General features: G+C 37.8%; 13 protein-coding genes. 2 read left to right on the forward strand and 11 right to left on the reverse strand.

All coding sequences use genetic code 11. The features are described 5' to 3' along the window. From H4J75_RS18265 to fabB, 4 genes are all read right to left on the reverse strand, one after another. The coding region (locus tag H4J75_RS18265) for a FimV/HubP family polar landmark protein (protein WP_182222891.1) at nucleotides 1-1,098 on the reverse strand (1,098 nt) is incomplete at its 3' end. Nucleotides 1,099-1,339: 241 nt separating this feature from the next. After that, a complete protein-coding gene (locus H4J75_RS18270) occupies nucleotides 1,340-2,359 on the reverse strand; it encodes an aspartate-semialdehyde dehydrogenase (RefSeq protein WP_070374286.1) in 1,020 nt (339 codons plus the stop codon). A 50-nt stretch (nucleotides 2,360-2,409) separates the two neighbouring features. Next, entirely contained in the window at nucleotides 2,410-3,543 is a 1,134-nt protein-coding gene (locus tag H4J75_RS18275) for a 4-phosphoerythronate dehydrogenase (protein WP_182213998.1), read from the reverse strand. A gap of 203 nt (nucleotides 3,544-3,746) precedes the next feature. Beyond that, nucleotides 3,747-4,958, reverse strand: coding sequence for a beta-ketoacyl-ACP synthase I (fabB, locus tag H4J75_RS18280; RefSeq protein ID WP_070374288.1), 1,212 nt, complete (start codon nucleotides 4,956-4,958; stop codon nucleotides 3,747-3,749). Between the two features lie 176 nt (nucleotides 4,959-5,134). On the opposite strand from fabB, the gene mnmC reads away from it, so the two are divergent. Beyond that, the gene (gene mnmC, locus H4J75_RS18285) at nucleotides 5,135-6,427 is read left to right on the forward strand and encodes an FAD-dependent 5-carboxymethylaminomethyl-2-thiouridine(34) oxidoreductase MnmC (protein WP_182222892.1); all 1,293 of its coding nucleotides are present in this window, start codon (nucleotides 5,135-5,137) and stop codon (nucleotides 6,425-6,427) included. Between the two features lie 22 nt (nucleotides 6,428-6,449). Here mnmC and H4J75_RS18290 read toward each other — a convergent pair whose 3' ends face one another. The 3 genes from H4J75_RS18290 to H4J75_RS18300 form a co-directional block, all read right to left on the reverse strand. Beyond that, the gene (locus H4J75_RS18290; protein ID WP_070374290.1) at nucleotides 6,450-6,743 is read right to left on the reverse strand and encodes a YfcL family protein; all 294 of its coding nucleotides are present in this window, start codon (nucleotides 6,741-6,743) and stop codon (nucleotides 6,450-6,452) included. Between the two features lie 64 nt (nucleotides 6,744-6,807). Continuing rightward, the gene (locus tag H4J75_RS18295) at nucleotides 6,808-7,944 is read right to left on the reverse strand and encodes an ATP-NAD kinase family protein (RefSeq protein ID WP_182214003.1); all 1,137 of its coding nucleotides are present in this window, start codon (nucleotides 7,942-7,944) and stop codon (nucleotides 6,808-6,810) included. Further along, the gene (locus H4J75_RS18300) at nucleotides 7,937-8,503 is read right to left on the reverse strand and encodes an elongation factor P hydroxylase (protein ID WP_182222893.1); all 567 of its coding nucleotides are present in this window, start codon (nucleotides 8,501-8,503) and stop codon (nucleotides 7,937-7,939) included. The genes H4J75_RS18295 and H4J75_RS18300 overlap by 8 nt, the downstream gene beginning before the upstream one ends. 315 nt (nucleotides 8,504-8,818) lie before the next feature. Here H4J75_RS18300 and H4J75_RS18305 point away from each other — a divergent pair, with 315 nt between their 5' ends. Further along, the gene (locus tag H4J75_RS18305) at nucleotides 8,819-9,523 is read left to right on the forward strand and encodes a LuxR C-terminal-related transcriptional regulator (RefSeq protein WP_182222894.1); all 705 of its coding nucleotides are present in this window, start codon (nucleotides 8,819-8,821) and stop codon (nucleotides 9,521-9,523) included. Nucleotides 9,524-9,600: 77 nt separating this feature from the next. On the opposite strand, the gene H4J75_RS18310 is transcribed toward H4J75_RS18305, so the two are convergent. Genes H4J75_RS18310 through H4J75_RS18325 form a run of 4 tightly spaced genes read right to left on the reverse strand, consistent with a single transcriptional unit; the run spans nucleotide 9,601 to nucleotide 12,729 of the window. After that, nucleotides 9,601-10,386 (reverse strand): CsgG/HfaB family protein, encoded by a 786-nt coding sequence (locus H4J75_RS18310; RefSeq protein ID WP_182214008.1) that lies wholly within the window; start codon nucleotides 10,384-10,386, stop codon nucleotides 9,601-9,603. A gap of 3 nt (nucleotides 10,387-10,389) precedes the next feature. Beyond that, complete coding sequence (locus H4J75_RS18315; RefSeq protein ID WP_182222895.1) at nucleotides 10,390-10,806, reverse strand: curli assembly protein CsgF; 417 nt, start codon at nucleotides 10,804-10,806, stop codon at nucleotides 10,390-10,392. Between the two features lie 17 nt (nucleotides 10,807-10,823). Next, nucleotides 10,824-11,228: a curli production assembly/transport protein CsgE gene (locus H4J75_RS18320; RefSeq protein ID WP_259366432.1), complete on the reverse strand. Its 405-nt coding sequence runs from the start codon at nucleotides 11,226-11,228 to the stop codon at nucleotides 10,824-10,826. Between the two features lie 46 nt (nucleotides 11,229-11,274). Continuing rightward, a complete protein-coding gene (locus H4J75_RS18325) occupies nucleotides 11,275-12,729 on the reverse strand; it encodes a curlin (RefSeq protein ID WP_182222896.1) in 1,455 nt (484 codons plus the stop codon). Nucleotides 12,730-13,390: the final 661 nt, after the last annotated feature.

A 13,390-nucleotide genomic window follows, 5' to 3' on the forward strand; every position in this document is an offset into this window, starting at 1 on the left:
AGCAAACAATGAATCATCTAAATTAAGTTCATCCTCACCTAGGTCCATTGAAAGTTCATCATCAAGTGATAATTCATCATCAAGCGATAATTCATCATCAAGTGAAAGTTCGTTATCTAAAGCAGCAAGAGGTGCTTCAGCTGTGTCTGCTGGTTTGGCTTTTTCTTGAGCAACAGCTTTTGATTTTTTAGGCTTAGCTACAGCTTCAGTTTCTCCACCTTTTTGACGGCGCAAGAACCAAAATACAAGACTCAAGACAAAAAATGCTGGTAGCGTTGACATTAAGATCTGAAACCAAAGCTGCGAGGTTATGCCTTCATTTTCAAGTTCAGCTTTTTGCTTCTCTAATAATAACGCTTGCTCACTCGCTTCTGCCATTTTCAATAGTTCTTGCTGAAGTGACATGATCAGTGCTAATTGAGCGTTTTGTTTTTCATCTTCTATAGTTGAAGCTTCTTTAAAAACATTAAGCTGCTGATTCACCGTTGATATTTTTTCATCAACAACTGCATTTTCTTTAAGAATAGCCTGCAAGCCATCAATTGAATCTAAAACATCATTTTGGATAGTTTCTAAACGAACGGTTTGCTTAGAGTTTATTTCTTCAAGCTGTGCATTGATTTCTTTTTTAGTCGCGTCTAAATCTTCCTTTTTAATGGCAAGTTCAGCAGGAGGAACAATTTTTTTCTTAACGGTTTTAGCAACTTTCTTTTGCCATGTTTTATCATCAGAGGTTGACTTACTTTTTGCCGCAAGAGGATTTATGGCACGCATCTCACTAACAGACGGCAATTTTAAGTACTGGCCATTGTTAAGATGGTTTAAGTTATTTTCTTTAAATGCTTGCGGATTTTTTTGATATAACGCCTGCATTACTTGATAAACAGACAAAGTAGGGTCTGGACGAACTTTTAAAGCAATGTTCCACAGGGTATCTTTTGAGGTAATAGGCCCGTATTGATCGTACGGAAACATATCCGTCGCCTTGGGGCCCCGAATACGAATACCGCCTTCTTCAAAGGCGAACAAAGAAACACTATACGTGGTAATGCTTATAAATATTACCTGCCACAGGCACAGGCGTAATAATCGATGCATCAAGTTTTCCTAATTATTTTTATTTACTGCCAATTGTTTGGCACTTCAAGCCTAGAGAAAGTAAAGCAAATTTTATTCCAACCCTACACCTGCTGTTTATATCATAGCAAGTTAATACACATTTTTTTAGTAATAATGAAACAAAAAACTCGTCGTTAACTATAACGACGAGTTTTGATTTTTCTTTAATAAATCTTAAGGTTAACTCAACTTTAACGCTAACTCATTTATTAAAGGGATGTTATGAAAGGTAGTCTTTAACCAATAATTCAGCAATTTGTACACTGTTTGTTGCCGCACCTTTACGTACATTGTCAGCAACAACCCACATATTGATCCCACAACTATGACTAATATCTTCACGAATACGACCAACATAAGTGGCATCTTTTCCGCTTGCATCGCCTATCTGTGTTGGAAAGTCTTCGTCATTACGACAAACAACAATACCTTCAGCTTGCTCAAGCAAATCTTTAACTTCTTCTGCTGAAATCGGTGATCCCGTTTCAATATGTAAGGCTTCACCGTGACCAAAGAATACCGGCACACGAACCGCGGTTGGATTAACAAGAACGTTTTCATCGCCTAGAATTTTTTTCGTTTCCCAGACCATTTTCATTTCTTCTTTGGTATAACCATTATCCATAAAGACATCAATTTGCGGGATAACATTAAAAGCGATTTGACGAGGAAAATGTTTAGTCTCAACAGGTTTTCCGCTTAACAAGTCTGCAGTCTGCTTAGCTAATTCGTCCATTGCTGCTTTACCACCACCAGAAACTGATTGATAAGTAGAAACATTAATACGATTAATACCAACAGCATCATAGATAGGTTTTAGCGCGACCATCATTTGAATAGTTGAACAATTAGGGTTAGCAATAATATTACGGTTTCTATAATCAGCTAATGCACTTGGGTTAACTTCAGGAACGATTAGCGGAATATCTGCGTCGTATCTAAACTCAGAAGTATTGTCTATAACAATACACCCTGCTTCACCAGCAATAGGAGCAAACTTAGCTGAAATTGAGCCACCCGCAGAGAAAAAGCCAATTTGCGCTTGACTAAAATCAAAATGGTCAGCATCGAGTACTTCAATACTTTGACCATTAAAGTCAATAAATTCACCTGCTGAACGAGCACTCGCCAACGGGTATAATTTATTGATTGGAAAATCACGTTCTTCTAATATTTCAATGATGGTTTTACCCACCAAACCTGTAGCGCCTAATACGCAGACATCAAATTTCTGTGCCATGTCACTCTCTCTTTGCTTTGAAGATTAGTACTTTATATACGTTAAATAAGTTACTTTTTAAGAAAACCAAGATGATGTGGCACATCACTCTTGGCTTGATTTGTCATGCTTACTTTAACCGCAGAAAACTCCCTGCGAGCCGGATAAGTTTTCCGAATGTGGTCAAAGCCATGACTTAAAATTGTTTCTCTGAAAATTCCATCATCACGACGTACATCGTAAACCATTTTTACGAGCTGGTTTAGTAGTATTTGCTCGAACGGTTGATTAATTTCAACTTCGGTTATTGAGGCGCGTGGTAAAAAATCACTTAGGTGCTTTTCTATCGGTATATTCAGTTGTTGACATAATGCCTGATAGAGCATTTCTGTACCACGTGCTTTTCCTTCTAAGCTATAACCTGCAATGTGCGCAGAAGATATTTCAGTGTAGGCAATAAGTTCATGTAATATATTAGGTTCATTTTCCCAAACATCTAAAACAACTTTCAAACCATGCCCTTGTTTTTTAAGCGCCAGTAACGATTTATTATCGATAACTTCACCGCGACAGGCGTTAATAAGAATTTGCTTTTCGTGCAGTTGCTTTAAACGTTTTTCATTGAGTAAGTGAAAAGTTGGCTGTTCGCCATTTTCAATGATGGGAACATGCAGTGAAATGACATCACAAGCTAAAACATCATCAAGTGATGAGTAATGGCGTTGGTCTTTAGTATTATTTGTCTGTTTTGCGGCGAGTAGTGGATCGCAAATTAAATACTTAATACCCAGTGCCGATAATTTTTCACTTAAACGAGTACCGGTATTACCCCCACCAACAATACCTACGGTTAACGAGAACAAATCAATTAAGTAACGTTCGGCTAAGACAACCAAGGCACTGATCACATATTCTGCAACAGAAATAGCGTTACAGCCTGGCGCTGCGGTAAAAGTAATGCCCCGTTCAGTTAAATAACTCTGATCAATATGGTCAACACCGATTGTTGCCGTACCAACAAACTGACAAGTTGAATTGCTTGCTAATAGCGCTTGGTTAACCTTAGTAATCGAGCGCACTAATAAAACATCCGCACTTTTGACCTGTTGAGCGGTTAACTCACGACCAACAAATGGGTGTAATTCACCTAGGTCGCCAAAGAACTCTTCAGCAAAAGGCATGTTTTCATCGTAAAAAATCTTCATGGTTTATAAACCTAAAGTCATTATTGATCTGATGAGGGTTATTGTATCTTAAATGCAAAAAAGCCACTATAAAGTGGCTTTTTAAATAACAAAATAATACTGAGTCTTTTAGATGTAACCAAACAGAAAAACGCGGTTAATTATATTCAAAGCGTATTTCTGATTTAGTTAAACACTAAATGACAAGTTATCGTTGTTTGTCATTATTTATATTTTTTCATCACTAAAGTAGCGTTAGTGCCACCAAAGCCAAAGCTGTTAGACATAATCAAATTAAGTTCAACATCACGTTTTTCAGTAACAATATCTAGGCCTTGCGCTTTTTCATCTAAGTTATCAACATTGATAGACGGAGCAACAAAACTGTTTTCCATCATCAGTAATGAATAAATAGCTTCATGAACACCCGCCGCGCCGAGTGCATGACCCGTCATTGCTTTGGTTGCACTAATTGCCGGTGAATCTTTACCAAACAATTCTTGAATTGCGCCAAGCTCTTTAACATCACCAACAGGTGTAGAAGTACCGTGAGTATTTAAATAATCAACTTTGCCTTCAACACCTTGCATGGCTTGTTGCATACAACGTACTGCGCCTTCACCACTTGGAGCGACCATATCGTAACCGTCAGAAGTTGCGCCATAGCCAACAATTTCAGCATAGATATGTGCACCACGAGCCAAAGCGTGTTCAAGTTCTTCAACAACAACCATACCGCCGCCGCCTGAAATAACGAAACCGTCACGGTCAGCGTCATAAGTACGTGAAGCAAGTTCTGGCGTATCATTACGACCCGCAGATAAAGCGCCCATACCGTCAAACATCATCGCTAGAGACCAATGAACTTCTTCACCACCGCCAGCAAAAACAATGTCTTGCTTGCCCAGTTGAATAAGTTCCATGGCGTTACCAATACAGTGTGCACTCGTTGCACACGCAGAGCTGATTGAATAGTTAACACCTTTAATTTTAAAAGGTGTTGCTAAACAAGCTGAAACGGTACTGCCCATAGTTTTAGGCACAGCATAAGGGCCAACACGGCGAATACCGCGATTACGGAGTGTATCCGTGGTAATAACAATATTTTCTGAAGACGCGCCGCCTGAGCCAGCAACAATACCGGTACGAACATTTGATACTTGGTCTTCAGTTAGTTTGGCATCATTAATGGCTTGTTCCATAGCGATGTAAGCATAACCTGCTGCATCACCCATAAAACGAAATGCTTTGCGATCAATATGATCTTTAGGCTCAATCGTGGGCTTACCCCAAACATGACTTTTTAAACCAGCTTCTGCAAAGCTTTCAGATTTACTAATACCTGAACGGCCTGCTTTAAGAGATGATAAAACTTCTTCCGCATTGTTACCGATACTCGATACAATGCCTAATCCGGTGATCACTACACGTTTCATTTGAATAACCATTTAAAAATTGAAAAATCAGGCATATCATACAGAAATTTGCCCACAAACTGGTCTGCTCAGTGTACACGTGTACACTGGTTTTTACAATTTTATGACAGACACATTTAATTCACGTTAAAATACTATCTTTAGCGCTTGAAAACCAATGGATTTAATAAATACTTGTGATTAAACAACAAAAAAATTTAAATACGCCGCTTGAAAGAAAAGGCTATCAAATTAGACCCATTATTAAGCAACCCGAAAGTGTTGCCATTATTGGTGGTGGCATTGCTGCTGCCTGTGTTGCTTATGCATTGACTCAAAAAAATATAAAAGTAACACTTTATTGTAAAGATAAAGAAATTGCCCAAGGCGCTTCGAGTAATCATGTCGGTGCGTTATTTCCACTCATTCATCAACAAGTTGATGACATTAGCTTGTTTTACCAACAGGCATTTTGGCATGCACTAAAATGCTATAAAGACTTACACAGCAAAGGGTTTGTTTTTAGTCATGATTGGTGTGGCTTACTTGAAATTTCCTACAAAACAGCTTTAGAAAAAAGACAAAAAATTTTCGAGCAAACCAACCCTTGGTCAAAAGAATTAATTACCAGTATAAATGCAGAGCAAGCATCACTATTAGCCGGTATTACACTTGAACACGGGGGGTTGTTTATGCCCAGCGCTGGCTGGATAGCGCCCGGTGAATTAGTTCAACAGCTATTTAATGCAGCACAGCAAACTCAGCAGTTGTCGATAAAAAATCAAGTAAATATTACCGCACTTAACCAGCAAGACGACAAGAGTTGGCAGCTAACAACAAGCAAAGGCACAATAAATGAAAAAGTTGTTATTTTTTGCGGCGGTGCTGAATCTATTAAACTCAATATTATTGATGAATTACCACTGAGTTCTGTGCGTGGTCAAATAACGAATATGGCAACGAACGAGCAGATCAAAAACTTATCTACCGTTATTTGCCACAAAGGTTATCTAACACCTGCACACCAGCAACAACATTGCATCGGCGCGACATTTGAAAAGGACAGTTTCGATATTGTGGCAACAGATGCTGGCGATCAATATAATTTAACCATGTTAGAAAAGTGCCTGCCTAAATTAGTATCATGGCGCGAACAAGACGTTACCTCGAGTAAAGCTCGTTTACGCTGTATGACACCAGATCACTTACCTGTTGTGGGCGCTATGCCTGATATAGCCCAGCATAAAAGCAACTATGCCCATTTAGCAAAAGATAAAAACTGGCGTTATCAAGAACCTGCACCTGTGATTAAAAATCTATACGTACTTACCGGCTTGGGTGCTAGGGGCTTATGTACAGCGCCGCTATTAGCCGATATTTTGACTGCTGATTTAACGGGTGGCGAATATCCTGTTGGTAGACATGAACTTTTTAACTTATCACCCAACAGGTTTGTTATTCGCGATATTATTCGTCGTAAATATTTATAGTATTTAATAAAGGCTGTTATGACTAAACCGATACAAATGATTGTTTAAGGTCTAGCCAATAGTCTTGTACTATTTTTCTATCTTGCGGGCTCAATTCGGTTCGGGCTGCTTGCAATTTTTCATCGATACTTAGCGCAAGCTCTTGAGAGAGTGCTTGCGACTCATCACCAAATTCAATAACAGATAAACTGATAAAGCCGCGTAAATAGCTGCTGGCAAATAATTGGTCATCACTGTTATCTTGATCAAATAAGTTATCTAAATATAGATAAAGGGCAGCAATATTTTCAAACGATTTTTTTTCTTCAATTGACATAATTCTACTTACTGTTAAGTTTTAAAAAATTTATGATTAGTTGTAAACATAGATTGAAAGCCCATTATTGTGGACTTGCTACCGGGTATAATACTTGATCATTGTATCCTGTTATTACCGGTAAATACCCTGAAAGCTCGATATCTAAATCACTATCACCGGTATCAGCAATTAAGGGTCTTGATGCTAATGCTGTTAATTTCGCTTTCGTCGCTATAATTAAAATATTATCTTTGCCGATGGCGCGGACCACTCGTGGACTGAGCTGTTGATTACCTCGACCAAATATATGACCTTGTCCACCAATTAACGTGATCACCAACTTAATTGTTTTATTATCGGCTTTAGCCAAGGTTATCGCTTGCCATAATTGCGGCTCGGTTACATCACTGGCAATTAAATGTTGCTGTTCAACCAGATCAACGCCCAGTAAAGTATTATCTAGCGCCAACTCTTCCATTAAAAAAGCGGTGGTTGAGCCTGAGCCAATCACAAAAAGCTCATCGTCCATTTCATTAATAACATGAGCAGCAATGTCTTGCAGCACTAGCTCATCAAGTTCTTTACCACCAGATTTAACCGCTTGAACATAGCGTAACTCAGCCGGAATTTGCATTTCACCATAGCGTTTTGCTTTAACAATACCTTCTCGAAATAACGATTCGTCGATATCCATAACATCAGCTTCGGTAAGGGTAACTAACTGATTAGTCAGCATCATCTCTACTACCCGACCCGCAGCTTTTGGCGTAACGGCATAGACACCTGAGTGAATTTTACAGCCCGCAGGAATACCTAGCACAGGAAATTTGTCGCCAACAATTTTACAAACATTGCGGGCAGTGCCATCACCACCAGCAAATAATAATATATCTACGTGCTCTGCTAACAAGGCTTTTACAGTATTTTCAGTGTCTTCTGCCGTGGTATGTTCAGGCTTATCGGTTTGAAAAACAACTTGGGTTTTAAAACCAAGTGCCTGAGCGGCCATCTCTCCCATAAGATCATTAGCACAATAAACGATAATGTCATCTCGATAAGGTAGAAGTATTGACAGTGCTAAGCTTGCTCGCTGATTTGCTTTTGCGGTAGCTCCAAGCGCTAGGGCTTGTTCTGCAATGCCATCTCCATCGCTTCCTTTCAAAGCAACACTGCCGCCAATGCCAGCAATAGGATTGATAATAAAACCAAGTTTAAACATGAGTAACAGTCTCTGAGTGATTAAATGTTGCGTTGGCAGAAAATTGGGTGATATTCAAAGGCAACGATACGTTATAAAAATTAGCCAGTGCGTCAATAAATTCTTGAGCGCGAACAGGAAACCCATGATGCAAATATTGTTGCACTTGCTGAAAAACATTTTCTTTAAAAGTAATAGTATCGGCAGCCGCACCATTGAGGTTGTCAGCTGAAACATTAAATTTTTTCCCTGCTGCCACACTAAAAGCCCACTCAATTGCTTGTGGTTTAATTTCAACCCGTTCAAATGTTTTCTGTTGCTCCGCATCTCTACCATCAGGCATATACCAATAACCAAAATCTTCTAATAACCGACGTGCTTTTCCAGCCACACACCAATGTGATACTTCATGTAAAGCACTGGCATAAAAACCATGAGCAAAAATAATTTGATGATAGTCACAGGCATTACTTGCCGGACTATACAAAGGTTCGTCGTCGCCTTTGATCAAACGAGTATTGGTGCTGGAACTAAATGTGTCATTAAAGATTTGAATTAAATCTTGGTAGGGTTCTGGCATTTTTATATTCTGGCATATAGGTAAAAAATAGACGAGGTATTCTAACCAAAAGTCATTCGGCTTGCACTGGCTATTTTAGCTAAATAAAGCATTTAGATAATGAAATTAAATGCCGGTAATTGGATACTTTTCAAGGGTAATTTTTTAATTATAAATGTTTATTCTTTTATAACGACATTGCGCTTTTTATTTGTTATGTTGATGTAACAAATGCAAAATTATTGTTAAGTAGACACAAGATATCTGTGTAATTTCTTATCGGTTAAATAAGCATAAAAAGGATTGAATATTACATGGATAGGGAATTAGTTAACTATGGATCCAATAAATGGACTTAAGCTCAAAGCCTTCTTTTTAACAAATAGTGTAGTAAGTAATATTGCAAAAAATGAAGTTCACCACTCTACCCTCCAGTTTACCGACCTAGTTAAAACCTGTGGTATTGATATCACGTTAGCAGAAACCTTACCTAATAATGAGCTAATAACAGTTTTTGATTTGATTTTTATTGATTTACAATTCTATATTTTGACAGAAAATATTCCAATGGAAATACAGCAACTTACCTCTAGAGTACGGGTTGTTTTTTTTAATGCTACCGATAATTTATGTGATGAAAAACAACTGTTGATATCGAGCATTGCTGGGATATTTTATCAAGGTGAACGCATTGACATTATTTTGCGTGGTATTACAAGATTACAAAAAAATGAGCGATGGTTTAAACGAAAAACCATGAATAGTGCGCTCAGTGAGTTACTTGTTAAAGTGAGTAAATTAAATCAACTCCCTGCAAATCAACAGCAACAATCAATAAGCTTACCCAGCCTGACACGACGTGAGAATACCATCATTGGTTTAGTTTCTCGTGGTGCAAAAAATCAAGAAATTGCTGATCAGCTTCACATTAGTCCCAATACAGTAAAAACGCACCTTTATAGTATTTTTAGAAAAACCCAATCAAGAAATCGTATTGAACTGATCAGTCGGACACAGGATTATCTCTTTACTGCGAATTAATATCATCAGCTCTAAATATGATACAAACTAAAAGGCCAGTGATTAATCACTGGCCTTTTAGTTGTTGCGAACAACGATTAAACGTCAGCACGCCATACATTTCGTGCGATGCCTTTAATGACTAATTCAGTGATCGCTTTTTCAATCGCTTGTTGCACACAAACATGCATAGGTTCGTTATCACTATAACCGCCTTCCATTTCAGCTAAACGTTTAAAACTGATATAACGGAAAAATCCAGCGCGTACTTCTTGGCTCAGCACTTTTTTACTGGTAGATACCGACACAAGCACTTGCCCAGTCCGCACATCAACCGCACGCATATAAACGGTGATCTGATCTTCACGATAGAGCTCTGAAGCACCAATACCAAAATATTCAGCACCAAAGCCTCCGGTTTTAGTATTGGAGTCATAACTGATAATACCGCCTTCAAGCAGTATTTTAGCTGTGGTCAATGGGGGTAATTCTATATTTTCTGTCGCTTTATTTGCTTGATTGGCTGCGCGGGTAATTTTTCGTTCAGTTAGCACATTTTGCAAACCTTCACGCTCTACCGGTAAAAACCAATCAGAGTCACTTAACGCCTGCATTAAAATAGAGGTGGCGCCTTGAGTGACCGCAGTCGAAAATGAACTGACATTGGCCTGCGGTTTGTATTGTCCTGTTTGGTCTCGATAAGCATACACTGAAACGGCTATTGGTCCTTTAGGTTTAGGTAAAGCCTTTAGTTCTTTAAAACTTTCTAACGGCATCATTTTTGTTGCTAATGACTGCTTAGGAGGAAATAAATTACTCGCTGAATCCAATACACTACAGGCCGATAACAGGCCAACTAGGGTCACGATTATAATTTTTTTCATGGTTTATCCAAACTTCGGTATTTCAATTATAGTTATTTTACCTGTTAATAAATCAGTAATTTCGATAGTAATGCTGTCACTGTTAGCAGATAAGATATCAATTTGATAATCGCCACTAAAAAAAGTGGTATCGCCTTCATTATTAAATACCGCACTTTCACCTAAAACAGTGTCTTTATATTGACTGACAATATCGCTAATTGTTGCCCGTTCAATAGCATCTGATACTTTTTCTTCAAAGCTTTTTTTACTCTGTTCTGCTTTATGTTTATTTTGTGCTTGCGCTTTACTTAACAAAAAGCTGCCGTTTAATGCACTACCACCAAAGCTTGGATTAATGGGTGTATAAACTAATTCTGAGCTCATTGCGTAAGCGCTTAAGCTAAGGTGAATCGCTAAAGCTAATATTAATTTTTTCATGGCTACTTTCCTTATGACTAAAAACCATTCCCAGCCATATCAATATTATTTCGACTATATTGAGGCTGCGACATTGCATCGATTAATATAAATATCGCTTGCTCTACTTTTTCTTTGACCGGTGATTGGCGTCGCCCAAAGTAAGTAACATAAATAATACGACGGTTAAGCACTAAACTAAGCTTAGTGCCTGCTCTGGGTACAATTTGTTCTATTATTTGAACATTGATGCCTTGCGTGTTTGGTACGTCATGCCATAACTGACTAAATTTAAAGTAAAAATCATGTCCTAAACGACTCTTGGTATTATCAAGGAGTAACCCCCCTATTTCGACTTCACTAGACGCATGGCTAGAAGGCGAAAATAACGATAAAAGGATGATCAAGATTAAAGATATATATTTAAGCATATTAAGAGACATAAAAAGGGGCCTGTGGCCCCTTATCCAAATTTAGATTAACAAGTCATTACTGCTGTACAATGACCGCAGAATTCCAATCACCCATTTGCGTGATAGAAACTACGCCAGAATCACTAATAAAAGATCCCTCAACAACGTTGCCATTACCCACTTGGCTTATGTTAAATGCAATATTGTCGCCGCCAATAAGCATAGCGCCGCCATCAGTTCCATAGATTAAGTTTTCATCACCTATTTGTTCGATACCAATTTCGTGGTTACTGCCTTCAACTAGAATATCTAATGAGTTTAATTCGCCGTTTTGAGCAATATCTATGGTATTCGCATTACTACTAAGAATAGTACTTAACACCACTACCGCGTCATTAGCAAAACCCGTTTGAGCGATTGAAATTTCATTTTCGCTTGTGGTCAAGACATTGTCATCAGCTGAAGCTTCTAGAACAACAACATTCTCGTCGCCAGATTGCATCACGTCAATGTTATTGTTATTACCATTAAAGTTAACAACGTGGCTTTCATTTAAGTTACCCACTTGAACAGAAGTGTATTCATTATTAGTACCAATAGCGCCAATATAACTGCTGTTACTATCGCCTACTTGTATATAGTTAAAGTCGTTTTCATCACCAATAACATCAAAGCTAGCCGTATTTCCATCACCGTTTTGCATGATGTCAGTGGTGTTAGCATTACCGATATAAAGTCCTGACTCAGCGATATTGTTATCACCTTCTTGATCGATAGCAATTTCGTTTTCATCACCAGCAACTGATGCGATAGTAACCTGGTTTCGAGCGCCGTCTTGCTCTATTTCAAGTTCGTTTGCATCACCTTCAATCGCTGATACCCTTGTCACATTCCAATAACCATCTTGAGTGCTTTCAACAGTATTGCTGTCACCGGTAATAGTGGTGAGGTAAGTTTCATTCCATTCGCCATCTTGGACAATATCGATAGTGTTATCGGCTCCGGTTAGTTCACTATTAATAGCCCAATGACCGCCGTCACCTTGATCTACAGTGATTTCGTTGCCGTCACCCACAACCTCATTAACAACACGATTACCAATACCCAAATAACCAGCGCCCAGCTGACTTACTTCAACAAGGTTATTATCACCGGTAACGTTATTTTCTGTTTCGTTGATATCACCATCTTGATCAACGTACAGTTCATTATTGTTACCAATAAAGGTACCAACAGCTAAGTTCTCGGCGCCTATTTGCATGATCTCTGCGATGTTGCCTTCACCGATCACAGTAAAGCCAGTACCATTGACATCACCCTCTTGAAAAATAGTCGTTTCATTACCTAAATCAGTACCTACCGTAGAGCTTTGTGACAACATAATCACATTCCCTAGTGCATTGACCATCAGATCGGATTGAATAACAACCGTACTTGTAACTTCCTTGGTATCTTCACCGGCAAAAGCCGTTTGATTTAAACCTAGTGCCATAACAATGGCGCAAGTGATTAATGATTTATTAAGTTTCAAAATATATCCCTATTTTTTATTTTTTATTTGAGTACACAATTTACTCACAATGTTTTTAATGGATAAGAAGCTTGTTGTCTTACCTGTATTGGCGTTTTGTATTCCCATAACTGTTTAACAATAATAACGAACAGTACCAAAATAATAATTTTAAACTTAATTTCAATAAGTTAACCCTAAAAAAAGTTATATACCTTACAGTATTTAACCAGCCTGGCTTATTGACATAATCGCTAATTTGATAAATATCACCTTAGCGTTTAAAACGATAAAAAATGGTAAATAAGCACTTTGAATACGTTTCTAATTAAAACCATAAGAAACCCAAACAAAAACTCTATTCGTTTTACTTCGTTGCATTAAAAACTGTACGTTGTTTAGTAACAAATATATATCACCCTATTTTACCATTCCAATAAAAACATTAAAAAACAATAAGATAAACAACAACCCCAAGTTAAATATACGTTAAAACTTTGTTAAAACATAAGTACTAACAAAAAAGGACTAGTTAATAACTTCTCAGATTAAATACAGAAAAAGTAGTAAAAAAGTCGTAAAAAATCTCAAAAAAATCTAGCTAAAGTAATGAAAAAGTCGTGTTTGTTACATTTTAATAGTCACACCTCTATTTTTATGATTAAAGTAATAAGGTTGCGTA

Source organism: Colwellia sp. BRX10-1, from assembly GCF_014077545.1.
Classification (GTDB): Bacteria; Pseudomonadota; Gammaproteobacteria; order Enterobacterales; family Alteromonadaceae; genus Colwellia_A.